Source organism: Sphingobacterium sp. GW821-FHT03E03, assembly GCF_059420745.1.
This window is the reverse complement of the sequence record NZ_JBWKUH010000005.1, coordinates 94,960-120,789: the sequence shown is the minus strand read 5'-3', so window position 1 is coordinate 120,789 and position 25,830 is coordinate 94,960. Positions and strand designations below refer to the sequence as shown.

General features: G+C 40.4%; 20 protein-coding genes and 1 tRNA gene. 10 read left to right on the top strand and 11 right to left on the bottom strand.

What is annotated here, in order from left to right:
* Positions 1-146 precede the first annotated feature (146 nt).
* Positions 147-1,430: an exodeoxyribonuclease VII large subunit gene (gene xseA / locus AC07UV_RS08360; protein ID WP_495183335.1), complete on the top strand. Its 1,284-nt coding sequence runs from the start codon at positions 147-149 to the stop codon at positions 1,428-1,430.
* Between the two features lie 42 nt (positions 1,431-1,472).
* Positions 1,473-1,700: an exodeoxyribonuclease VII small subunit gene (gene xseB, locus AC07UV_RS08355; protein WP_259185623.1), complete on the top strand. Its 228-nt coding sequence runs from the start codon at positions 1,473-1,475 to the stop codon at positions 1,698-1,700.
* Here the strand turns inward: xseB and AC07UV_RS08350 are convergent.
* The 7 genes from AC07UV_RS08350 to AC07UV_RS08320 all read right to left on the bottom strand — a co-directional run bounded on the left by AC07UV_RS08350 (position 1,697) and on the right by AC07UV_RS08320 (position 11,843).
* The gene (locus tag AC07UV_RS08350) at positions 1,697-2,341 is read right to left on the bottom strand and encodes an MgtC/SapB family protein (protein WP_282251269.1); all 645 of its coding nucleotides are present in this window, start codon (positions 2,339-2,341) and stop codon (positions 1,697-1,699) included. The genes xseB and AC07UV_RS08350 overlap by 4 nt on opposite strands.
* A gap of 187 nt (positions 2,342-2,528) precedes the next feature.
* Positions 2,529-3,242, bottom strand: a complete 714-nt coding sequence (locus AC07UV_RS08345; RefSeq protein WP_495183334.1) for a pirin family protein — start codon at positions 3,240-3,242, stop codon at positions 2,529-2,531.
* Between the two features lie 97 nt (positions 3,243-3,339).
* Complete coding sequence (locus AC07UV_RS08340) at positions 3,340-4,086, bottom strand: aspartate/glutamate racemase family protein (RefSeq protein WP_282251273.1); 747 nt, start codon at positions 4,084-4,086, stop codon at positions 3,340-3,342.
* A 60-nt stretch (positions 4,087-4,146) separates the two neighbouring features.
* Positions 4,147-5,130, bottom strand: coding sequence for a DUF4973 domain-containing protein (locus tag AC07UV_RS08335; protein WP_495183333.1), 984 nt, complete (start codon positions 5,128-5,130; stop codon positions 4,147-4,149).
* Between the two features lie 15 nt (positions 5,131-5,145).
* The gene (locus tag AC07UV_RS08330; protein WP_282251275.1) at positions 5,146-7,203 is read right to left on the bottom strand and encodes a RagB/SusD family nutrient uptake outer membrane protein; all 2,058 of its coding nucleotides are present in this window, start codon (positions 7,201-7,203) and stop codon (positions 5,146-5,148) included.
* Positions 7,204-7,215: 12 nt separating this feature from the next.
* Positions 7,216-10,374, bottom strand: coding sequence for a SusC/RagA family TonB-linked outer membrane protein (locus tag AC07UV_RS08325; RefSeq protein ID WP_495183332.1), 3,159 nt, complete (start codon positions 10,372-10,374; stop codon positions 7,216-7,218).
* 11 nt (positions 10,375-10,385) lie between these two features.
* Complete coding sequence (locus tag AC07UV_RS08320) at positions 10,386-11,843, bottom strand: IPT/TIG domain-containing protein (protein ID WP_495183331.1); 1,458 nt, start codon at positions 11,841-11,843, stop codon at positions 10,386-10,388.
* A gap of 986 nt (positions 11,844-12,829) precedes the next feature.
* Between AC07UV_RS08320 and AC07UV_RS08315 the strand changes: the two genes are divergently transcribed.
* Positions 12,830-13,489 (top strand): DUF6266 family protein, encoded by a 660-nt coding sequence (locus AC07UV_RS08315; RefSeq protein WP_495183330.1) that lies wholly within the window; start codon positions 12,830-12,832, stop codon positions 13,487-13,489.
* A gap of 282 nt (positions 13,490-13,771) precedes the next feature.
* Here AC07UV_RS08315 and AC07UV_RS08310 read toward each other — a convergent pair.
* Both AC07UV_RS08310 and purD read right to left on the bottom strand, forming a co-directional pair.
* Positions 13,772-13,843: transfer RNA gene (locus AC07UV_RS08310), tRNA-Glu, on the bottom strand.
* 91 nt (positions 13,844-13,934) lie between these two features.
* Positions 13,935-15,209 carry a phosphoribosylamine--glycine ligase gene (gene purD, locus AC07UV_RS08305; RefSeq protein WP_495183329.1) on the bottom strand — a complete coding sequence of 425 codons (1,275 nt, stop codon included), beginning with the start codon at positions 15,207-15,209 and terminating at the stop codon, positions 13,935-13,937.
* Positions 15,210-15,403: 194 nt separating this feature from the next.
* Between purD and AC07UV_RS08300 the strand changes: the two genes are divergently transcribed.
* The 7 genes from AC07UV_RS08300 (at position 15,404) to idi (ending at position 23,908) form a co-directional block, all read left to right on the top strand.
* Positions 15,404-18,088 carry a carboxypeptidase-like regulatory domain-containing protein gene (locus tag AC07UV_RS08300; protein WP_495183328.1) on the top strand — a complete coding sequence of 895 codons (2,685 nt, stop codon included), beginning with the start codon at positions 15,404-15,406 and terminating at the stop codon, positions 18,086-18,088.
* 39 nt (positions 18,089-18,127) lie between these two features.
* Positions 18,128-18,892 carry an enoyl-CoA hydratase/isomerase family protein gene (locus AC07UV_RS08295; protein WP_282251284.1) on the top strand — a complete coding sequence of 255 codons (765 nt, stop codon included), beginning with the start codon at positions 18,128-18,130 and terminating at the stop codon, positions 18,890-18,892.
* 21 nt (positions 18,893-18,913) lie between these two features.
* The gene (locus AC07UV_RS08290) at positions 18,914-19,597 is read left to right on the top strand and encodes a hypothetical protein (RefSeq protein ID WP_282251285.1); all 684 of its coding nucleotides are present in this window, start codon (positions 18,914-18,916) and stop codon (positions 19,595-19,597) included.
* A 34-nt stretch (positions 19,598-19,631) separates the two neighbouring features.
* Positions 19,632-21,368, top strand: a complete 1,737-nt coding sequence (locus AC07UV_RS08285) for a phospho-sugar mutase (RefSeq protein ID WP_495183327.1) — start codon at positions 19,632-19,634, stop codon at positions 21,366-21,368.
* Positions 21,369-21,755, top strand: a complete 387-nt coding sequence (locus AC07UV_RS08280; RefSeq protein WP_495183326.1) for an NUDIX hydrolase — start codon at positions 21,369-21,371, stop codon at positions 21,753-21,755. It begins immediately after the preceding gene.
* Positions 21,756-21,989: 234 nt separating this feature from the next.
* Positions 21,990-23,303: a nicotinamide mononucleotide adenylyltransferase gene (locus AC07UV_RS08275; RefSeq protein WP_282251290.1), complete on the top strand. Its 1,314-nt coding sequence runs from the start codon at positions 21,990-21,992 to the stop codon at positions 23,301-23,303.
* Between the two features lie 71 nt (positions 23,304-23,374).
* Positions 23,375-23,908 carry an isopentenyl-diphosphate Delta-isomerase gene (idi, locus tag AC07UV_RS08270; RefSeq protein ID WP_495183325.1) on the top strand — a complete coding sequence of 178 codons (534 nt, stop codon included), beginning with the start codon at positions 23,375-23,377 and terminating at the stop codon, positions 23,906-23,908.
* Positions 23,909-24,078: 170 nt separating this feature from the next.
* On the opposite strand, the gene AC07UV_RS08265 is transcribed toward idi, so the two are convergent.
* Entirely contained in the window at positions 24,079-24,903 is an 825-nt protein-coding gene (locus tag AC07UV_RS08265) for an N-acetylmuramoyl-L-alanine amidase (protein WP_495183324.1), read from the bottom strand.
* Positions 24,904-25,110: 207 nt separating this feature from the next.
* A complete protein-coding gene (locus AC07UV_RS08260; RefSeq protein WP_495183323.1) occupies positions 25,111-25,770 on the bottom strand; it encodes a hypothetical protein in 660 nt (219 codons plus the stop codon).
* Positions 25,771-25,830 lie beyond the last annotated feature (60 nt).

Sequence of the window (25,830 nt, the reverse complement as noted above, 5' to 3'; positions counted from 1 at the left end):
TATCAAATAAAAATACGAATAAAATAAAAAAGCAAAGTCCTTTCCTTTAAAAAAATCAATTTTGTTACGCCTTTTTTTTACAGCTTCAACAGATGGATTTTTGGCATGAGCAAGTATAAATCTTTTTTTTTCTGTAAGTTTGATTAATGCCGGAATTGATTCAAGATAAAACAATATTTTCCCTTTTGGAGGTAAGCAAAAGTATCCAAAAAACGCTTGCTGAGCGTTACAAGAGCTTATATTGGATCAAGGCGGAGATGAATAAGCTCAACCATTATACGCATTCCGGACATTGTTACCCTGAGCTTGTTGAAAAACAAGACGGTAAAATTGTAGCTGAGATCAGATCAACTTTGTGGAAAGCAGACTTCACCCGAATCAACAACAATTTTCTGAAAATTGCGCAAGAACCCCTACGGGAAGGCATTACGATGTTATTTCAGGCAAGTATTTCCTATGATCCGATGTATGGTTTGAGCTTAAGGATTGTCGATATTGATCCAACTTTTACGTTGGGGGAGCTGGAGAAAGAAAAACTGGATAGCATTAGAAAGCTCAAAGAAGAAGGCATTTACGAGGCTAATAAATCAGTTCCGTTCCCAATGCTTCCAAAAAGACTAGCCATTGTTTCGGTGGAAACAAGTAAAGGCCTTTCCGATTTTTACAAGATTATCAATCAAAATCCTTGGGGTTATCGGTTGGAATGCACCTTATTTCCGGCGCTCTTACAGGGTGATAAATCTATCCCCTCAATCATCAATCAACTCGCGGTGATCGCCGATAAAATAGCTGAATTTGACGTGGTCGCCATTATTCGTGGTGGTGGTGGTGAGGTTGGTCTATCAAGCTACAATAATTATTTGTTGGCAAGGGCTATAGCAATCTTCCCTATTCCTGTATTGACCGGAATTGGCCATTCTACCAACTATACCGTGAGTGAGATGGTAGCCTACAAAAATGCAATCACACCAAGTGAGCTGGCTGACTTCCTCATTCAAAAGTTTCATAATTTTTCTGTTCCTATTGACAAAGCAACTGAAAGCATCCAACACCTGATCACTACTCGTTTTAAGGAAGAAAGGAATACTTTGTCTCAAATGGCAACGCATATCCAATGGGTTGGGAAAAGAGAACTTCAGACTGCGCGCGCCAATATTCAACAGATTCAACACGAACTGGCTGCGTTGATCAAGCTACGCTTTTATGAACATAAAACAGCGTTGGCGCACACCGAACGGATTATCCAGCTTTCTGATCCGCGACGACTGCTTAAACAGGGGTTTTCCATCACAAAAGTCAACGGCAAGTTACTTCAATCTGTTGATCAGCTATCTCCGGGTGATCTGATCCAAACGATGGTGGAAGATGGCGAAATTACAAGTACTGTAACGGATAAGAAATCGCTTAGCGACGGATTCGAAGACAGCTAACGGAATTATTTGAAACTGAAAAATTTAAAGAGATAGCATACAATGGAACAAAAATATACATATACCGATGCCTTCAATGAATTACAAACGATTGTAAAAGAAATTGAGAATGGAACAACAAATATTGATGAACTTGCTGAGAAAATCAAACGTGCATCTGATCTAATTGAGGTATGTCGGGCAAAATTGACCGCAACCGAAGACGAGGTGAATCAGTTGTTGCAAAAGATTTCCCCGGTACAGGATTCAGATCCCGGTTCCCCATCCTAATATTGATATGCAACAATTTGTTTATCCCTTCGCAAAACTTTAACGAGCTCTTTATGTTGATTTATGTTGCCTGTCAATCGCCAGGTGGTATTCAGACTTTCCTTATTATACCGTTGATTTACAACCGTTGCTTTAAACCCCATCTGTCTGATCAACTGCTCTGTATGTTCAAAATCTGCTTCAGATAACGTCTGGAGTTCATAGTCTTTAATTTTATGGTAATTATCAATATAAGTCTGTAAATAGGTCAACAGCCCCAAAATCACTAAAACCAATCCTACACCGATAAAGGCTAAAAAAATATACCCCGCGCCGACACACATTCCCAGAGATGCGGTCGCCCATATCGTTGTTGCTGTTGTAATGCCACTAACTTTATTATCTTCTTTAAAGATTACTCCAGCCCCTAAAAAACCAATTCCTGTAATAATATTAGCTGCTAGTCGATCTGGATTTCCGACACCTATCTTCAACGAAATAATAGTAAAAAGGCAGGAGCCAAAACTCACCAGTATAAAGGTCCGTAATCCTGCAGATTTATTACGGTATTCGCGTTCGACGCCAATCAATAGCCCGATCAGCACTGAAAACATAATCAGTAAGACATCCCTGCCCTCAAAAGCATGTAATAAATTGTCCATGGGCTTTACTTCTATTCCTACTCCAATTTACAAAAAATAAGGAGTACCTTTTACAGAACTCCTTATTTTTATATTAGTTATTTAGATTTCCTTTTTCAACTGTTTCGTCGTCTTCCTGGTCTAGTCGAACAATGCAACTAGCATAAAATCAAGTATTACCCAATCATGAAAGGAGCAGACTCCAGGACTAAAACATTGGGACTTCAATAAGTAACAGCTTTGCATTGTACTCGGCCTTAATCTCAATGCTATCCAACTCGTAGATGCCAATGGCATCCCTTCGCGATAATATTTCGTCTGCTACCTGCACCTTGCCCTCTAGCACAAAAAGATAAATTCCATTTCTTTCAGAATGAACATTGTACGGGATTGTATTCCCTTCATCCAAGTCCACAATATTGAAATATGCATCTTGATGGATATGAACCGCATCTGGATCCGAAACATCAGGGGATACAATGGTTACAAATTTATTATGACGGTCCAAATGAAGGTAAGACTTTTGGTCATAACCAGGAGTAAGATTCATTTCATGGGGTATTATCCAGATCTGAAGAAACTTAACAAGCTCCTTCTGGTCCCCATTAAACTCCGAATGCTTTACTCCCTTTCCTGCAGACATAATTTGTACATCTCCAGTTTCAATGTTTCGGACATTGCCTATACTGTCCTGATGGGAAAGTACTCCTTCCAGAGGTATGCTCACAATCTCCATATTGTCATGAGAATGGCGACCAAAGCCCTGCCCCCCTTCAACCTGATCATCGTTTAATACGCGTAGCGCTCCAAAATTTACTTTTTCTGGGTCAAAATATTGCCCAAAGCTAAACGAATGGGCACTTTTCAACCAACCAAAATCAACATGGCCACGATCGTTTTCTCGGTGTATGATCTTTTGCATCTGTTCCTTCCTGTTATATAAACAACTATTAATCAGAAGACAAAACTCATACCAACAAGCATTTCCCTAAAAAATCTGCCAATTTGACAAAGCCACACTAGAGTGCTTTGAGTTTTCCGGGAGCAACCGCTTGAATCAGTGCTCGGGCGAGAATACGATTGGGATCAATTACAACCATTCCGTTGTGATCTTTTTCAGGAATAGCCAATGGCAATTCGGCACAACCCAAAATAATCACCTGAGCACCTTGTTTTTTCAAGTCATCCATAGCCATTAATAGGTCTTCTCTTGCCTTATTGGCTATAGGTGCTGGCTGTGCCTTAATACCATAATCTTTATCGTAGATAGCATTGTTTACCTTTTCTTTCTGTGCACCTTCAGGCTCCACAATAGGAAAACCCTTTTTCATAAAAGCTTCCCGGTATTGGCTATAAGCCTGTTCACCTGCTGTCGATAGCACACCTATTGTACTTTCTGGATAATTTTCATGAACAAAGCGTACTGTCTCATGAACAATATGAAGTAACTTCAGTTCATTCCCTAAACGGGCCATCTCATCCTGGATAACTGAAAAAATCGGTTCTGCATGCGCTGTATTCGACGGAATTGCCGCAATCGTTGCACCAGCCTGCTCCAGTTGTTTTAAAATCATCGCTATTGCCTTTCCTGGATTCTCCTTCGATGTATCCAATAAATATGCGGAACGATCTGGAATTAAATTAGGGCAGGAAAACAATAACAGTGGCAAGTGCTCCTGATCGGAACTTGCCACTGTTTCATCTATAATTTTCTTGGCTATATCCAAGCCTGCATAAGGACCTAGGCCACCTACTATACCAATCATAACTACTATCTTTTATACCTTATGATATAACCAATAGCTCGCCGAATGGTTTGATAAAGTTTACCATTCAATGGCTTGATCCTCATCTGGAATCTGTGTATTGAGCTGACGCTCCAAAATCAATGAGCCAGAAACCTTGAATTTGATCGCCGTAGTAGAAACAAGCGTATAATCCGTAAATTCGTAATCCACGTTATTGATTGTGATATAACGATGCAATAAATAAGGACGGACGGCGTCCATCTGTTCTGAAACAGTATAACTTGCATCTTTTTTGACAACGAACTTCATATTTGGATTTACGGCACGAAAGCTTACCCCACCTTTGTCATTGAATGTTGCAAAAACTTGATAATTCTTCCGGTCCTTTCGCTCTTCATCTATATTACCCGCATAAAAGAAGATCGTATTCTCATCGACAACATAACTCTTTATTTGACTTTTTACAATCGGGGTTTCATTTTCATGTCCTTCCATAACTACCTTCAAGGCCGTCCCGCTATAGGTCCCGGAGTAATTGTTAAAAGGGTTGATGCGTAATAGTGCTTTTTTATAATGCTTCCGGGGATTGACCTTATATTTAGCCCCCGGATCATCCAAAATGGTCAAGGGAAGCACCCATTTTTCGGTCATATCAATACCTTTCAGGGTAAAATCAATGGCCATTAATCCGGTATTTTCTCCAGACTTGATATCCACCGCTGATGGAATCGTAAAAAAGTTAGTACTGAGCTGTTTGTAATAAAAATCCGTCCTCGTCTGGAATCGTTCGTAATTCAGGATACCCAATGTATCAGCATCCACCCCAACCTTGACCGAAAGATTATTATCGTTGGTTGTCGACCCGCTCACTTCCAACGGTTGCATAAAGGTGGTCTTTTGCCCATCCTTGTAACGAACATAGATATTCGTGACGCCTTCACTTTCCAAGGGAGCTTTAAAAGAAATGTAATGTTCGAACTGTTCCTCTTTCCATTCATCATTACAAGAGCTGCAGACAGCGAGTAAAGTGAGGAACAACAACTGTATATATGACTTGTTCATAAAATGCATATTTGGTTAATCATTATAAGTCCATCCAGGATTTTGAGTCAGATTCTTATTGCGCTTAAGTTCGGTATGGCTAATCGGCCAAAACCACATTTTGTCAGCAAAGGTTGTCTTCAAGGTCCAGATCGCGACGGGCTGATAGAAAAGGTCACGTTCCTCTACGTTCATCAAAACGTTACAGCCATAGACCGGCAATGCTTCTTCCACTGGCGCATCCATCCAACGGCGCAGATCATAGTAGCGCTGTCCTTCCCCCATCAGCTCAATAAAGCGCTCCCGTTTCAATGTTTTGCGCAACTCATTTTTGTTACCATATATACTGACTGCATAGTCAGGCACTCCAGCACGGATACGAACTGGGTGGACACCCTTTTTAATTTCAGCAATGTCACGACTGATCGAGTAACTTGATCCGCGCCAAGACGGAACCGTATACGAGCCGCTTAACTCATTTAGCGCCTCAGCATACATCAGCAATATATCTGCATAACGGATGGCCGGCTCTGCCTTAGGAATAATACGTGAGCCAACTCCGCCTTCGTAAGTATCACTGGGATGAACAAACTTCTTAACTCCGAAACCCGTACGCAACCAATAGCCATTCGCTGAATTAAAGCCGTTCCCTTTTGGGTCAGCGCTATAATAGAAGATTTGTTTATTGCGGTTTTCCTCTTTTGTTTCATTAAGCAATGTCCAGAAACTTCCACTATAAGCCACCGAAGCATAGAATCTCGGTTCTCGGTTTGCATATTGCAACGACACTCCGGGACGCAATGGTCTGTATTTTTTGTTGTCATAATCCTCCTGAGACACAAAACCACCGATACGATTTGAACCATTTCCACGGCCAATTTCCTTATCCTTACCCGGTACATCCGTGCCATCATTCATATAATAAGCATCCACCAGCTTCTGTGTTAGTCCGTGCGTATTCCATCCCGTTGCTGAACGCGGTAGTTGGTGGATGACCATTTGGTCGATACCCTCATTCGGCTGGTTGTTACCCCGGGTAAATATTAACTCCGGATTACCCGAAGCAGTCAATGTCCCATTAAAGACTTCTGCATATGATTTGGCAGGATCAATATCTGCCCAACCTGCTGGCCAGCTTTTATCCGAAAAATTATGATCCTGAGGAGGTCTGACTGTTGCCTCATCACCCGTTTCCTGAAAAGGGGCCGTGTAAAGCCGATATACCCCCAGTTCGATGACATCACGTGCAGCGGCAGCAGCCTTTGCCCATTTCTCTTCTTTATAATCGGCAGACAACAGGCGTTTCATCTGCTTGTCTACCAGTCGCGCCGCGTAACCTGAATTATTCCCATTGGCCAATGGACTTGCAGCATACAGGAGCACCTTAGCCCGCGCAGCCAATGCTGCCCCTACAGAAGGACGGCTAGAGCCATCCTGTCCACGTCTCATCCCAAGGGCTTCCATTTCTTTCGCGGCCGTTAATAGTTCGTTGCTGATAAATTCAGCACACTCATCATAGGTATTTCGCGCAATGGCCAGTTCTTCGTAACTATCCGTATAATCCAAGCCTTCATCGGGCAGTATCGGAATTGGTCCATATTTACGGAGCAATAACCAGTAGAGGTAAGCCCGCGCAAAACGCGCCTGACCCCGATAATCAACGATTTCAGCCTCAGACATCTCGGTATTCATATAGATATTATGGATAAAGGTTGAAGCATTCCGAATCCCGCGATACGATTGAGTCCATGTCCCCTGTTTATCAGTTTCGGTATACAAACCCATTTTAAACATATTATAGGACAGTTCATTTTTTGATGGATCGTAATCCTTGTCCCGATCACCATAATACATATCATCTGCGAAACAGTGCGGTGTCAGGCCTTTACTGGCGACATCGGCATTTTCACCTTTAAACTCCTCAAATACATGAGCCAGCCATTTCTCCGAATACAGCTTGCTTTTAAATGTTTTTTCCAAGGTGATCCGATCTTTAAAATATTGGTCGGACTTTAAGTAATCCTTTTTACAGGATGAGATCAAATTTGTGCCCAAAGCGAGCATCAACGCAATATATAATGTCTTTCTTTGCATCTTTTTCTAATTTTATAGGTTAATATTGATGCCAAATGTAAATGACTTGGGCAGGGGATAATCCTCACCCCTTGGTGTTGCCAGCTCCGGATCCCAAAGTTTGAATTTTGACCAGGTCAATAAATTTGAGCCGACGAGGAAGAAGCGGATGCTATTGGCCTTAATCCGATTGGTGAGGTGTTTTGGCAGTGTATAACCAATATCCAGGGTTTTCAAACGAAGATATTGCCCGTTTTTTAACCAAAATGTCGACTCTCTGAAATTATTAATATTGTCTCCAAAACTTAAACGTGGATAAGATGCATTCGGATTCTCGGTTGACGGATCGCCTGATATGTCGGCAGAAATCCAACGATTATCACCCATGACACCTTTCATCACCTGCCCCCATTCTCCTTCACGAAAGGCTTGCACCGTTTTTCCATAAATCGAAAAAGTAGACTTCCCTGATCCTTGGAAATGGACACTAAGGTCAAATCCGCGCCAACTTACCGAAGCACCTATACCATAAACCAAATTAGGTCTCCGCGTTGCTCCTATGGCCACCCGATCCCCATCATCCACTATGCCATCTCCATTGACATCTTTATATTTTATATCTCCGGGCTGATAATTTGGTGGATTATTATCAAACTGTTGTTTCGGGCTATTGCGAATATCATCGTAATCTTTAAACAAGCCTAAAGCGATCAATCCTATAGACTGATCCACACGATAGCCTTTTTGATTTTGATAACCATATACGTTATTTTCCTCATCGATTGCCGTAATTTCGTTCTTACTATAGGTGATATTGCTACGTGCTGTAAGGTTCAATTCACCAATCTTCTGTTTATATTCCAAGCGTCCGTCGAAACCACGTGATTTTACTCCGCCCACATTCGCTCTTGGAATACTTTCCAGGCCAACCATGCTTGGCAAAAATCTTCGCTCCATATAAATGCCGGTACGTTTCTCATCAAAGAAATCGAAGTTGGCGACAATTTTATCCCGAAATAAAGCGATATCCAAACCCAGGTTATTTTTGGTAGCCATTTCCCATGTTACGTAGGGCGAAGCCACCTGACTATACCGAATACCACCATAATAACGATCTAGGCCATAGTCAGCCCATTGATAACCTCCTTCGGGAATCCTCTGACCGCCGTCCAGTATAAGGTTCCCATTATTATCTCTACGCCAGATTTCATCAATCGTATATAAGTACGGGAAGCGTTCGTTGTTGTTACCTATTTTAAGTTGGTCATTTCCCACCTTACCCCAGGAGTAACGTACCTTAAGCAAATTCAGCCAAGGAACATTATTTTTGACAAAAGGTTCCTCGGAGATATTCCATGCTGCTGCGACAGCAGGAAAGAAGCCATATTGTTGCCCCATGGCAAAGTTTTCCGAACCCGTATAACCAAAATTGAAATCAGCAACATAACGCGACTTCCAATTATAGGTTAATCTTCCTGCTAATGCCTGGTTACGTAGTGATACACCATTTTTTATGTCATTGCCCAAATCAACTGTTTTGGTAAAAGCATCCCGGGTAAAACGTGCTACTGCTCCTAAATTATGGTCTCCGATTTTGCGATCATAATTAAACATAACATCATAAAACTCCCGTCTATTTCCCTCGGAATACCCTCCCTGTTCCATTTCTCTGGGATTAGCCTTATGCGTAAAAATGAGATTTCCATTCTCATCACGCGCGCGTTCGGCATGCCATAATTCAGGCAATTTAATACGTGTGATATTGTTATTATTATAGGTATCAAAGCCGACAATACCCCTAAGCCTTAAACCTTTGGTAATAAAATCAAAGTTCTGTTCGATTGTGACATCGGTCTGCACTTTGTTTTGCCAATTTTCATTGAATCCGGATTGTGTTGACATGACCCATGGATTGATCTTATTGCCATCTCCTATTGTTGGCACACGGCCATTGGAATATAACACTGGTGTACTGATCGGAGAATATCCAAAAAAAGAACCCCAAAGATCCTGATCACCCAGGCCTGGGCTATTCCGTTTGTCCAGTGATCCCGCAACACCAACTTTCAATACCGTGCTTTTGGTCACGTTGATATCCGCATTCAGACGATAATTCCAACGTTTATAATTAGCATTTGTGTTATAATCGTTGCGCAGTGTTTCATCTGTTTTATACATACCACCTTCATCGACATAACTTCCCGACACGAAATAACGCGTTGTGGCCCCTCCTCCTATCATATTGAGGTTTGCCCTATACGTCATGGCACCATCTTTCAACAACAGATCTTTCCAGTTGACATTGGGATAAAGATCCGGGTCCAATCCCAAACGCAAGATTTCCAGCTCTTCCGGACGATAAATAGGTTCAAAATTTCGTGTGATCCGGGCCTCATTTAGTAGGTTAGCATAAGTTACACCATCCTCAAATTCAGGCGTAATCGTACGCGTATTATAAATGGTTTCGTCCTTAAAATTGATGTTGATTTTTCCCTCTTTACCGCGTTTAGTAGTGATCAGGATAACGCCGTTTGCACCTCTAGAGCCATAAATTGCAGTCATAGCTGCATCTTTAAGCACTGTAAATGTTTCAATATCTTCGATATTTATATCATTGATATCGCGCTCAACATTGTCTACCAAAACTAAAGCTGCGCTACCACCACCGAAGGTAGAAATACCACGTATCCAAAACTCGGAGATATTTCTACCGGGCTGACCAGACTGCATCATCGCCATTACTCCTGGTACATTTCCAGCGAGTGCATTCGTGATACTTGAAGTCGGGTTGGATTTCATGGTTTCTACATCGACTCCACTTGCAGCCCCCGTCAAAGTCAGCTTCTTTTGAGTTCCTGTGCCTGTTACCACCACCTCATCCAATACACTGGTCTCGGATTCTTTCAAACTCACATCAATGATATGTGAATCTTTCACAAGTACTTCCTGTTTTTGATAGCCAACAGAAGAGAAGACGAGTGTTTTGTAACGCTCTACCTTTATCTTATAGTTACCCTTGCTATCCGTGGTCGTCCCTAGCCCCGGAGCGTCTTTCACAGCGATGCTGACACCGATCAAAGGGGACCTTTGGGTATCGACAATAACACCCGTTACTTCAACAATTTCTTGTGCGAACACACTCAAGCTGAAACTGAGAAGCGCCATACATGTTAGTAATATTTTATTTATCATCTTATCACAGGTTAATCTTGGTCATTTTCATCCATTTCCTCCAGAGCGATCTTACGAATTCGCCTATTTTCCCGGTCTCCGATATAAAAAGCTTGTTCTTTTTCATTATAGGCGATGCCTGATGGTCGATCAAAACGAGCATCTGCCCTTAGATCTCCATTAACATAACCGTAAGGATTAGTATTCAGGCTTGAACTACCTCTGCCAGCAAAAGTTGTTACGGCACCTTCAGGCGTAAGCATACGAATGGCATGATTCATAAGGTCTGTAAAATAAAAATCGTAGACATCAGGTTTACCTGCTTCCACATAGGCTTGATTTTTTACAAATACCCCTTGGTAGGGCTGATTGACACGGGCTGAGGATCCCACCCCATCTTTATAACCGGATTCACGGACTTTACCGCAAACTAAATAGGGTTGGTTAAACCGTTTTTTATCCCAGTTGTAGTCCGCACGCATAATATAACCCTGGTTAATCACCAAAATATAGGCGTAGTTTCCCGTCGGATGAATCAAGGCCCGATACTCCCACTCCGGATCCTGAATCACATATAACTGCTCAGCTTTTACCGTTTTATCGGTGAAATACTGATTGAGATCAAAACGGAAGAACTCTCCCTTTGCATAACTGTTAAAATACATTTCCCCATTCATTGGGTGGATGGAGGCCCCATTACATTGTCTACTTTTGGTCAGTACTTCTTTATCGAGAAAGCTCTTTGCACGGGAAAACAAGAGGGTAGATTCATCGTTCTCTCCTCCCCGATCTTGCGCCACAATCATATATTTCCCATCTACCGAAAAATCTACACTACGCGGACGGTTAAAATCGGAACGCTTTTTGGTAATCGTGCTATCCTCGAAATTGATCAGATAAAGGCCATTATTATCATCAAATGTCACCCACAGATGTTTAGGATTCATGGGGTCAAACTTCATAAAAGAGGAAAGCCAAAAGCCGCTCGCCATTTTGTTTTGGTCAGCATCTTTAAACTTGCCATCTTTCCAAGGTTCGTCACCGCGGGCATTCCTGTAACCAGCGAGTGTGGATACCACCAGCTTACGTTTATAATCAAACTTTGCTTCAGCCCGTCCTATGACAGGTTTCTCGGCCCCGCCAACACGCACTTCGATATCCCCCGCGAAAGCCTGTTTGGGAACAAGGCAATACAATGACTCTCCTAAAGCATTAATAACGACTGCTTGTTGTCCTCCTATAAGTACAGTAACATTCTTCGGATCATTTCCGAAATTTTGCCCATAAATAATTAGACGCTGACCCATACCGCCCGATTTTGGGTTGAAATCAGACACGACGACTGGTTTATTGGGATCAAAAGGCTTAGATTCTCCCATAATTGCCGTTGTATCGTTCTTGCAGGCCCAAAGACCAAAGGTGAGAATCATAAAGACCCAGAGTCTACCTAATCGGTACAAGGCTCTACTCGCTACTTGTTTTGTTCTCATAAATTATGAATTGGTTAGAATTTATTTCAAATACTTTTTTTTAGTACCCCAGTGGACCGCTTCCGGATATTTTATCTTTAGGCTTATCTCGTTGAAAGCATGTCAGGGACTTAACTACTTTTCCTTCCGTCGAAATTTTAGGACGAACGAATCGATGCCCGCCCTTTTGAAGGGCGAACTTCTTTTAAAAGTTTACACATAATTGATTTTTTAAATTATAGCTAAATGGTATTAGCTTTTGACAGCGAAAAAAGACTTTCGTGCAATAGCTTCAAAGTCTTCCTAATTTATTTAAATTACTTTTCTAATACTTTCTATTTCCGTTTTCAAATCCCGAATAGCACACAGCTTCATGTTTTATTAGAAACTCCCTGTTCCTCGTTTAATAGTTACTTCAAACCATTCTACTGATTATTCGCATTGTACTGTCTGTTCCGTTCAAAAAAATTTGTTGGATATTTCTTAAATTTTGGTTTCTAATATTTCTCTAAGATGTTCTGCTTTATAATTGATTACTCAAAAGTAGGGAACGTAAAATTTTTGAGACTATCGAATTATCTCAATAATCTGCGTATTTGTATCAAACCAAAACATCCATAACACAATAATCTATAAACTAGCTTACTAAGAATTTATTTTTTCTGTACAACTCATCAGCTAGTTGATATATAGTCCTTGAAAAGTAGATTTATTTCACTTTGGTCCAGATTGAGTCTTGGATCCTTTTCTTTATGATTGTTAGTTTCTTTTATCGATATTTTTAGGGACAACACATTAAAATCAAATAGAGATCAAATTAGCCCTTTTCACAGTACTTGTTCAGTGCTCGTTCAGTATTTGCTCAGTGATAACTCAGTATAGACTGAATAACCAATGACTGATTACTGTCTAAAAATTGATTGAAAATTGTTATTAGGTATAATCTGGTATTAGGATCTTTCGGCTTTAATGCCTATCTTAACTCTCCATATTATAATCAGTTAGTTATGGCAATCATCAAAAATGGCGTTAATGGAACTGTTTCTGGGAAGGCAGGTTCCGTTGTGTTTGTGTTAACGAAAACAGGAAATTATGTGCGTTCTCTCCCGCGCGTTAAAAAACGGGCGCCCACTCCTGAACAACTGCTCAGTAGAACGCGCTTCAAAATTGTGAGGTCGCATATTAGCCTATTAAATTCGATCATCAAGATAGGTTATAAGGCGTATAGCTATCCAAAGCGGGCATACGATGTCGCTATGTCTTATAATCTGAACGAAGCACTTATCCAGGAAGGAGACGGTTTTGTGGTTAACTGGCAGAAATTTATGATTGCCAAAGGAAGCCCAAACCCCATCACTTCCTACACGATGGATTTCGATCAGGAAAAACAAATGCTTCAGGTTACTTGGGAATATGATGCCTATCTGGAGAAGAAGTTTGACACAAGGTCTTACGATTCCTTCTTAATCCTGTATAGCGCAGCGGATAATAGTGTTGAATTTCCACTTTTGATGAACGACTCGAAAAATAGCTTAATATCTGGAAAACAAGATATTAATATTCCAGAGCATAGAAAGGAAGCGACTTATGAAGTGTATCTATTTTTTGTAGAGAGCTATGGTGGAGGTAATACAGACAGCCTGCACTTGGGGAAGATAAAAGTTTGAGCGGTATCATGTGTCATTATTCCAGATTGAATGTAAACCGTAGTACGAAAATCTTAAAAAGACCAGATGCTTAAAATAAATAATTTAAAGAAATTTTATGGGAATCACCTAGCCTTACACATAGGAGATGTAGAATTCGGAGAAGGGCTGGAATTTCATCATTTGATAGGAAATTGCATATGAAGGTTATTCTTCACTTTTTCTTGGGAATCAATATAGGCTTTGTAGATACTGAAAAACAAAAAAACCTGCAAATTTACTATTTTGCAGGTTTTTCTTTTGTAGCCCGTAGGGGAATCGAACCCCTGTTTCAAGAATGAAAATCTTGCGTCCTAACCCCTAGACGAACGGGCCATTTTTAATGCAACTCCAAAAGCTTTCTTGTTTTTGGAGTTGCAAATATAGACCTTAAAATTAGTATTACAAAAATAATTTTAAATATTTTTTAGATTAGGTCAAAACCGATGTCACGTCTGAAGTATTTTCCTTCAAAATAAATTCTTCCGGCATCAGCAGTAGCCTGTTGAAGAGCATCAAAAAGTGAGTCTTGTAATGTCGTAACGGCAATTACACGTCCACCGGCAGTGACAACCTTACCATCCTGCTCCTTGGTCCCTGCTTGGAATACAATAGATTCCTTGACGTTTTCCATATTCGCGATCTCTTTTCCAGATTCATAGGCTCCAGGGTAACCTCCCGCCACTAACATCACCGTAACGGCTGTTTTTGGTGAAACGGTATAAGAACGTTGGTCTAAATTTCCTTGCGCAACGCCTTCCAACAAATCCAATAGATCAGATTCAATCCGTGGCAATACAGATTCTGTCTCTGGATCGCCCATACGAACATTATATTCAATGACATATGGTTCCCCTTCAATATTCATCAATCCAATGAAAATAAAGCCTTTATACGGAATACCATCTTTCTTGAGTCCTTCAACAGTTGGTTTGATGATACGTTCTTCCACCTTATTCAAAAATGTGTCATCAGCAAAAGGTACTGGAGAAATAGATCCCATTCCACCTGTATTTAACCCCGTATCTCCTTCTCCTATCCGCTTATAATCTTTTGCAGAAGGTAATACCTTATAGGAGTTTCCATCTGTCAATACGAATACCGATAGCTCAATTCCTTTTAAAAATTCCTCAACGACAACGACGCGACTTGCCTCTCCAAATTTGGAATCCGCAATCATAGCTTTCAATTCAGCTTTAGCATCTTCAAGTGTTTCACAGATCAAAACGCCTTTTCCCGCAGCCAAACCATCGGCTTTAAGAACGATCGGCAATTTTTGGCTCTCGAGATAAACCAATCCTTCCTCCAATGACGCGACATCAAAAGAACGTGATGCAGCAGTAGGTATGCCATGTCGATCCATAAACTGTTTCGAAAAATCTTTTGAACCCTCTAATTGGGCTCCTTCCTGTTGCGGACCGATTACCGGAATATCTTTCAAATCTGCACGGTTCAAAAAATAATCATGAATACCTTTTACCAATGGCTCTTCTGGTCCTACGAGTACCATTTGTATCGCATTTTCCAACACAAAGGAGGCGATAGCTTCAAAATCAGTAACTTTAATATTGACATTTTGGCCATATGCTCCTGTACCAGCATTTCCTGGAGCAATAAACAATTGACCTAAACGTGGACTTTTCGACAACTTATAGGCGAAGGCAGATTCACGACCTCCGGAACCGATTATTAGGATATTCATAGCACAAAGATATTTTTTTTATGCTAATTTTCAGGCATAAGATGGTTCAAAAACGGATTTTAAATTTATTTTCCGGCTCAAAAGAACTCCAAAGCATCAATACAAATAATTTAACATCTCCAATTCGATAATATTTTGATTTATAAGTTGATTAAAGGGAAAATATTTTCTAATTTTCAAGAAACATTAGTCATATGTACGCTCGAATATTGTTGTTAGTCAATTGCCTATTACTTCCTTTCTTGGCGCTCGCTCAAATTGATCAAACGTTACAGACATTGGAGTCTTACCATGAAAATCATGTAACCGAAAAAATTTATTTACATCTAGACAAAAATGACTATTCGGCCGGTGAAAATATTTGGTTCAAAATGTATTGTACCACCGCACCTTTCAACTACTTGAGCAATATCAGCAAAATCGCCAATATCGAATTAATCTCACCAACAAATAACGTCATCAAGAGCATCAAAATTCCACTAACATTAGGGCTCGGCATTGGTGATTTCAGCCTTTCTGACACCCTCGTGGAGGGTTCGTATAGAATTAGAGCGTACACCCGTTGGATGCAAAATGATTCCATATCCAATTTCTATGAGCGTATTATTCCTATCACCAACGGAAGAGCGGATAATGTCATAACCCAAAGCACATTGCTTAAAAATGGGAATGAAAATTTCTTCCAGATCAATCTAAAAACAATTCAGGGAGCACCTTTAATAAACAGCAGTGTAAGCTATGCCCTCAAACAAGATGGCCAAAAGGAGAAAACAGGACGATTAAAATCCAATGAAAATGGAACGATAGCACTTGAACTCAAAGATAACTTTAAAGGCGGGCTATTAACATTGCAATTCCTTTCCTCAGACAAAAGACGTGTGTTAAAGAGTTTTACCGTCCCAAATCCAAATCAGCAAAACAGTATCCAGATTTTTCCTGAAAGTGGTGAATTGGTAAACAATATCTTGAGCAAAACTGGAGTCAAAGTTCTTAGCCCTGCAGGCTTGGGTCTAAAATCAAAAATCAAAATCGGAGAGGAAAACCAATCGCCGATCATCGAATTTGAGACCAATGCTCTTGGTATGGGAAGCATGCCGCTTATTCTAAGCGCTGGAAAAAAATATATTGCCACAGCAATCTTCCCAGATGGAAATTCGGTAAGCACCCCACTGCCTCCAGTAGCAGCCTCTGGCTATGTCCTCACCGTCAATTCGGGTTTAAAAGATAAGATCGCAGCCCAATTATCCTCCACTAATGATCTGGTAACCGGCAAAGATGTTTATCTAATCGCACAATATAATGGTATTGTACTACATGCTGTAAAGCAAAAGTTAAATGGATCGGAGATTCTATTCAACATTCCTAAAAAGGATCTTCCTTCGGGAGTGATTCAACTGTCTGTACTTAATGAGCAGATGACTCCCATCATCGAGAGGCTCGTCTTTAATTACAATGCTCCTAAAACATTATTTCCAATAGCAATCCAGTTAAATAAGCCCTCCTTTTCGACGAGAGACCAGGTCATCGCAAACCTCTCCGTTAAAGAAGGTAGTAGCGATACCTCAAAAATAGCGGCACTATCTGCTGCTGTAGTCAATCTCAGTAAAATCGATTCTACGACAGACCAATATTATTCTTCCATAATCTCGGAGCTTCTACTCAAATCCGATCTCCGTGGTTTTGTAGAGCGGCCCAATTATTATTTTGAAGATCTAAATAACATCCGGTTTACTGATCTTGACAACCTCATGTTGATCCAAGGCTGGCGTAAACTGGATTGGAAGAATTCTCTCAGTACAACGAATAATCCACATCTACCTGAAAAGGGACTCACAATATCAGGAACAGTAAAGAAAACTGGGCGCAAAGCGGTCGTTCCTAATGCGAAGGTGACCTTAGTACCAACGAGCAATATGATGCTGAGTATAGATACATTGACAAATAATGATGGTCGATTTGTTTTTGATAACTTATTATTCGCTGATAGTATTAAATTTATAGTAACCGGGAATGGTCCAAAGGAGAAGAATAGGGTCGATATACTTGTCGACGAGACCGCAGTTCCAGCAGTTACGGAAAGCAAAGACCAGCCATTGATCGCGAATGATGTAAACACCAAACTGATCGATCAACTCAAAGGTAGCCAGCAATTTTTGACGGAACTGGAAGCTGCTGGTATTATTCAAAAAAGTATTAAATTGGAGGAAGTCCAAGTTAACAGGGTAAGGACCAATAAAGCAGACAAAAATTCAAGAAATCTCAATGGCCCCGGCCATGCAGATCAGGTTTTATCTGCGGAAGATCTATCGACCTGCACAACCCTGGAGCAATGTCTCGCAGGAAGACTAGTGGGCGTTATCTTCCGAAATGGAGTCCCTTACAGCACCCGATCGATGGGAATGAACGGGGGTAGTCCCATGCAGGTTGTTTTAGATGGAATGTACATTGAGGCGGATCAGATCAGCATGATCAATATTCAGGACATCGCAAGTATCGAGGTGCTGAGGAGCATAGGCAATACCGCCATTTATGGTATGTACGGCGGAAACGGTGTATTGGTCATTACGAGTAAATCTGGTGAAGCATTTTCAGCCTCCTATACGCCAACAGGAATTGTCACAATTGTGCCTAAAGGACTGCATGTAAACCGTAATTTTTTCAAACCACAATATAACACCGCTCAAAAGCAGGAACTCAAGCGTGACCTCAGAACAACCATCGCCTGGGAACCTAACCTGATTACAGAGAAAAATGGGAAAACCAAATTTGATTTTTTCACTTCTGATGAACCCGGAACTTATAAAATTATCATCGAAGGAGTTGACATGGAGGGCAAAATTGCCCATCTTGAATATTTAATAGAAGTGAAACCACAATAGCAACACGAACAAACCGTTATAAATTTATATAAATTCGTTATGGAGCACATTAAAACCAACATAGAAGACCATATTTTAAGTATTTTTTTGGATCGGGGAAAGTCAAACGCCATCGATACAAAGCTATTGAAAGAACTTATAGAGACCTTGGAATCTAACCAAGAAAACGATGCCGTCCGTGGAGCGATTCTTATTGGTAAGGAAAACTTTTTTAGTGCCGGTCTCGACCTTATAACCTTATTCGGCTATGATGAGGATCAAATCCGGGAATTCTGGAATCTTTTTTTGGAGGCAACGTCGCTACTGGCCTCTTTTCCTAAACCGATAGCCGCCGCCATATCTGGTCATAGCCCTGCTGGAGGTTGTGTATTTGCCTTATGCTGCGATTATAGGATCATGGCTGAGGGGAATTTTGTCATAGGTCTCAATGAGATACCTGTTGGACTTATCGTTCCCGAAAGTATCTTCCAACTTTATGCTTTTTGGATCGGGAAACGACATGCTTACCAGAATCTCCTCGAGGGAAAACTGCTTTCTCCGCAGGAAGCAAAATCACAGGGCTTAGTCGATGAAGTCGTTCCAGCGGATATACTTTTTAATACCGCAGCAAAGAAGATCAGACAGATCACGCAGTTTAATCAAAAGACCTGGCAGACTTCTAAACTAAACTTCAGAAAAGAAATAATTCTTAAATTGCGCGAAAATAGAGAAGAAACTATTCAGGCCATTCTAGAGCAATGGTGGTTACCGTCAACACGGTCTATATTAAAGTCGATCATCGAAAACTTGACTTCAAAAAAATAATATTAAATAAACGAAAATAACATGAGAAACCTCTTTTTCTTTGTTCTTATCTGTCTCTCCATAGGTGTGATCTCCTGTAGAAACAATAAAAAAGAAGACAAGGCAGTAAAAATTGCCCAGGATTCTATCCCTTTGGATACCATAAGCAAACCAGACACGATCGAAAAAGAAGTGAAGAAAGAGGATACTGAAACACTGGAAGAAGTATTGGAAAAAATTGCCAAAGCATATACTGATCAAGACAGTAAAACAATCAATAACTATATCCATCCAAAATTAGGGATCTATATCATCTATCGTCCGGGGGCATTAGATTCGTATGTGCATCAAAGTAGTTTTAACTTTTCCAAACCAGTACCAGAATATCATTCGTATGAAAAACTGAGTTACAAAGGACCTCTAAAAGCAGGAAAACTGCCTGTTTTTGACTGTGGAACAATGAAATGGGACAAACTTGGTTTTTTTTATGATAGGAAGTCCCGTCCGAATGAACTGTCACAAACAGCCAAATTCATGAATGAGATTTTAGATGCAAAAATTAATCAAACCGAATTACTGCGATTGAGAAATATAGAAACCAGGAGCTACCGTGCAATCATGACTTCCAACGAAAGCGAAGAACCTTTTGTTTTTCATGTGACAAAAGAGGGGGAAAAATGGTACATTACAGTCATTGACCGCGCCTATGCGGGTTGCGACGCCTAAAAGAATTTTTTACATTTAGCCATATTTAACGATCATGGGAAATTTAGATAAAGACATACAAAAGAAAGTTGACGATTGGTTGACCTCAAATTACGACGAGGAAACAAGGTGCGCTGTTCAGAAATTAATAGATGATCGGGCCGAGACGGAATTGATTGATTCATTCTACAAGGATCTCGAGTTTGGAACTGGAGGTTTAAGAGGTATTATGGGTGTGGGATCCAATCGTATGAATAAGTATACAATTGGAAAAGCGACCCAGGGATTATCAAACTATCTAAAAAAACAGTTTCCAAACGAGGACATAAAAGTAGCCGTCTCCTACGATAGCCGTAACAATTCGCAGTCCTTTGGCCAGCTTGTTGCCCAAGTATTTGCAGCAAACGGTATCAAGGTTTATCTTTTTAACGAACTGCGTCCTACACCGATGCTATCTTTTGCAATCCGTCATTTTGGATGTAAAAGTGGGGTCATGTTGACTGCTTCACATAATCCTAAGGAATACAATGGCTATAAAGCTTATTGGAACGATGGTTCACAATTGACAGCTCCCCATGATAAAAATGTAATCGATGAGGTCAATGCTATCGCTAGTGTCAAAGACATCCGATTTGAAGGGAATACCCAAAATATTATTTCTGTTGGTGAAGAAATTGATCCAATTTATATTGATGCCAATAAAGCACTAAGCATACACCCAGAGGCCGTACTGGCACAGAAGGACCTAAAAATAGTTTATTCTCCGATACACGGTACTGGAATTACGATCGTTCCAAAAATGCTTGCCTCATGGGGCTTTGAAAATGTTACTGTGGTCACCGAACAAGCGAACCCGGATGGGAACTTCCCTACAGTGATCTATCCTAACCCTGAGGAGGAGGACGCCATGGCCTTAGCGAAGAAAAAGGGGGAAGAGATTGACGCAGACCTTGTTTTAGCAACCGATCCAGATGCGGACCGCGTAGGGATCGCGGTTAAAAACAGTCAAGGCCAATTTCAATTACTCAATGGTAATCAAATTGGCAGTTTGTTAATCTATTATGTGCTGAGTGCAAAAAGTGATCTAAAACAATTGGGCAACAACCCTTATATTGTGAAAACGATTGTAACCAGCAACCTCCAGGTTGACATTGCAAATCATTACCATGTCGCTCATTATGAAACACTCACTGGGTTTAAATATATCGGCGAACTGATAACAAAACTAGGTGATTCGGCACAATATCTTGCCGGTGGAGAGGAAAGTTATGGCTACTTAGTCGGTGATTTAGTCCGGGATAAGGATGCGCCTAATTCCTGTGCATTCTTGGCCGAGATGACTGCATATTTTAAGTCAAAAGGCAAGACTGTTTATGAAGTGTTATTAGATATCTATCAAGAATTTGGTTGCTATCAGGAAAAACTGATCTCTTTAACAAAAAAAGGAAAAGCTGGAGCCGAGGAAATTCAAGCCATGATGGCCGGTCTACGCCAAAACCTACCTACCAAGCTCGGCGGAATAGAAGTCAAAGAAATTCGGGATTATGAGCTTTCCCAAACAACTGACATGAAAACAGGCCGTAAAAGCGAAATTACCCTTCCAAAGTCGGATGTATTACAGTTTATCACTGTGGATGGTGACGTGATTTCAGCGAGACCTTCGGGTACAGAGCCCAAAATCAAATTCTATTGCTCCGTTAAGGGGACGCTTCAAGATAAAAGTGATTACCTAAGCCTTCAAAATATTTTGGAAGAAAAGGTAGACCGTATGATGAAAGATATTGTTGGATAAATGGAAAAATGGAAACGATTATCATCTGAATATATCTGTAAGGAACCTTGGGCAACATTACGCAGGGATACTTGCGAACTACCCGATGGGCGCATTAATGACCACTATTATGTCCTGGAATATCCGGATTGGGTTAATATGGTCGGCATCACTGCACAAAATGAGTTATTAGTAATCCGGCAATACCGTCATGGTGCAGGTATCATTTCATTGGAAATTCCAGCCGGTACCACTGAGCCAGGAGAAAATCCGCTAGACGCCGCAGTCCGGGAAATGCTCGAAGAAACGGGATATCAATTCGATAAAATTGAAGAGATTGCGAGTCTCTATGCCAATCCCGCGACAAGTGGCAACATTACCTATACCTACCTCATGACAGGTGGATAGAAAGTTCAGGAACAAGATCTGGACGAACATGAAGAGATTGAAGTTTTTCTTATCCCACTTGAGGAAGCGAAAACAATGTTGCTGGAAAACAAATTTAGTCAGGCATTACACAGCAGCGCATTATTCTATGCTTTTAATAAATTAGGCTTATTATAAAACAAGCCTAATTTTATTCTGTTTTTCTCTTTCATACTTTAATTTTTACTAGACTTTTGATTTTTGTACCTTTGTCCTATGGCAAGAGAAATTTTTGAAACCAAGCGCAAGGCCCTGAAAATAAATCTAAATCCTGAGATTTATGGAACCTTCGCTGAGATCGGTGCTGGACAGGAAGTCGCACGAAACTTTTTCAATGCAGGGGCCGCTTCTGGCACAATTGCAAAAACAATGTCGGCTTATGACATGGCATTTAGTGACGCGATTTACGGTGAGGAAGAAGACGGCAGATATGTCAGCAGGACCCGTTTACAAAAAATGCTTTCTCATGAATTTAACTTGTTGACCCAACGCTTGCATGGTGATAAATATTGCAATAAAAAATTCTTCGCCTTTGCAGATACTGTTACAACACTGAATTTCACCAAAACGAATGAGCCTCATGGATGGATTGGTCTTCGTTTTCAACATGAGGTCGGTGGGCCCACAAACGATATTATTGTCCACGTCAGACTTTTGGACAGTGACAATCAGCTGCAACAAAAAGTACTGGGCATTATCGGTGTAAACCTGCTTTTTGCGGCTTACTACTACACAGAAGATGTGCAGACCCTGATTGAATCCTTGGTTGATAATTTATCTGTAGGATCGGTCGAAATTGATTTAGTTAAGTTAAATGGTCCTTTGTTTGAAAATGTCAGCCAACGACTGATCAACTTATATCTCATTGCCAAAGGATTTGCAAAGGCTGCTATTTTCCAACCAGACGGTAAAGCGGTCCAGATCAAGGATTATTTGTACAAAAAGAATATCATCTTACTTCGTACAAAATACCGCCAGAAATCACTTCCTAACTTTGACCTATTTAACCTTGCTGTCGAGCAGTTTAAGAAAAATACGGGGGCAACGGACAGCGATACCATTGTATTGATTGAGGTGTTAATGGGTAATGTACTGGAAGATACACATGAGATTACGGATGAAGATCTACAGGAATTTGCATCGAGAGCAGATGAATTATGTGCCACAGGGAATAACATTATCGTCAGCAACTTCCGTAGAAATAATCATCTAGCGGAGTTTATAAGCAACTTCAAACCCAAAAATATCGGGATTGCAACAAACGTATATAACTTAAAGAACATCTTCAATTCGGACAACTACAATAAAGACCTTTACACCAACGAGTTACTATCCTACATATCAGGTATGTTCAATAAAAATGTAAAGCTTTATGCTTATCCATATCTATTGAAAAAGGAAAATAAAATCATCACAACGCAAAATATGCCCGTCTCGGAAGAAGCCAAACCACTATTTGAATTCTTAATTAAGAACGGTTATATCATCGATATTGAAAATTACGACGAGAAATTTGTAAAAACCGTATAACACAAATCTTCGCTATAATTTATTATATAGTCCAATTTGGTTAAATTGGACTATATTTATGTCTGAGCCTTATGAAGCAAGAAAATGTAATATTAGTCGATTCCAATGACGCTGTCATTGGGAGTATGGAAAAATACGAAGCTCACGAAAAGGGTTTGCTACATCGAGCTTTTAGTGTCTTTTTGTTCAATGACAGGGATCAGCTGCTTATGCAGCAAAGGGCTTTGGACAAATATCATTGCGGTGGCTTATGGACCAACAGTTGCTGTTCTCACCAACGTCTTGATGAGAGCAACTTGGATGCTGCCGAACGTCGCCTGATGGAAGAACTCCGAATAAGCGCATCAGACATATACGATGCATTTTCATTTGTTTACAAAGCCGAGTTTGACAATGGCCTTACTGAGCATGAATTTGATCATGTACTTATTGGCAAATTCAACGGCGAGTCTGATTTTAATGTTGCAGAAGTAGCAGCCGTACAATATATGGATCAACAACAGATCAAAGATGAGATAGCGCACTTTCCGGGGAAATTTACCCCTTGGTTCAAGCTCATCTATCAACGTGTATTTGAAACCTATTTGGACAAATACAAGAAGTAAGATCATCAAAAAGGCCTGTAGCGATAAAAGCAGATCGACATCCTCCTTATCATGGCCAAACCCTATCAACAGCACGCTAATAGAAACTCAAGGGTCTGCTAGCCTGCAAATAAAAAGGAGCAATTCTATCACAAATTGCTCCTCTCATTTTTATACTGTTCAAGAAACCACTATAAGTATTTCTGATAGATGGAATACATAATCTTTAGATCGTTTTCATTCAAAAATGCGGTATTCACATCTTGTTGAATATAGTGAATTTTAAAAGCCTTTATGGCTGCATCCAGATTACGGACATCATAGCCAATAATACGCAAAGCCATTTTTGGATTAAAATCGACAGGCGGCGTTTCTAAAAATTCCTCATACCAATAGCCAAATCCCTGATCTGCCAATTTTTTCCAAGGAAATCGTGATGGGTCATTTTTACGCGAAGGTGCCAGATCCATATGTCCGATAAAATTTGCCTGTGGAATCTTATAGGTATTTTTCAAATAGTTCAGCAGCTGAACCAAAGCATTTATCTGTGCATCCGTCCAGGGGTCTGTCGTCCCATTATTATCCAACTCGATACCTATCGACGAAGAGTTCAGATCAGTATCATTTCCCCACTTACCCAGACCGGCATGATGTGCCCGGTATAGATCATTCACCATCTGTACCACCTTACCATCCCGCCCCACAACATAATGTGAACTTACACCGGCTTTCGCAGAGTGAAACGTACGGATTGTCTGTCCTAACGAATCTTGAGCTGTATGATGAATGACCACAAAATTAGGCTTTCGGATACCGAAATTGATCGAGGCGATCCACTGCTGATCTTTGACATTGACTTTCTCCAACTGCCCAGATACAGGAGACTGGCGATACAGCTTAGAAAACTCTTTTGCTTGGCTTTTATATACCTTTTCGGTCTTAGCATATTTATTGCCAGCACAAGATGTGATCAATGCTGCAATAATAAAAAGATTGAATCGTGATGTTATCCTCATATCGAAATGTTTCAACACAAATATACTTCCAAAATAGGATATCGGTATGATTGTACCCTAAAATGATACAATAATCTTCTTTTCAGAGACAGCTCCAGTGAAATTGCCAATTGTTCTCAAGTGATTTACCGCACACGAGTAGCTATCATCAAAAAAGTCCAGATGGAATATCTGGACTTTTTAAGATCGATGTAACGTATCGATATTTTATTTTAAAGCGCTTACATTCAATTTACCCATGAATGCTTTCAGCTCATCTAAACTATACCCATTACCTCTTAATGTGATCAAATAACGATCTTTTTCAAGGTAACTGATTTCGGAACTCTTTGGAGTCGACCCTTCTACACCTTTATTATCCGTTGTTTTCGCCCGCTTTCCTTCAAAATCACCTGTTTTCTCTACTTCTGTATCAGTGATATTTTCTGAATCGACCATAAAGCCCATTTGCGCAAGACTAACAATAGCGGAAGCGGTCTCACCCGCACCATCAATAATGCTTATTTTAATGTCCTTTTGATCATCGACAGTATATGTTGCATCGCCAGAAACGACACTTACACCATACATAGAGCCCGCAGAATAAGACGTTCTTTTCAAACCGTCTAAGCTTTCTGGGAGAAATGCTTTTAATTCCTCTGAACTCAATGGTTTTTCAGATTTCAGTTTGGTCTGAAGTTCTTCCATTTTCTTTGCACCGTCAGTCAGGTTATCTAGATTAGATACCCCTTTAACCACATCCGAGATTCCCGTACTTGTTTCATTATCATCTGCAGCACCGTCCTTGGATTCGTTGCGATTACCGCAACTTGTGATCAAAATAGCTACACCCAATAATAGGGACATTACGCTCAATTGTCTTTTCATAATTATCAGTTTTTTAGATAAAACGTTAGAAAGATAAAAAAATGATTTAATGGGCGCAAC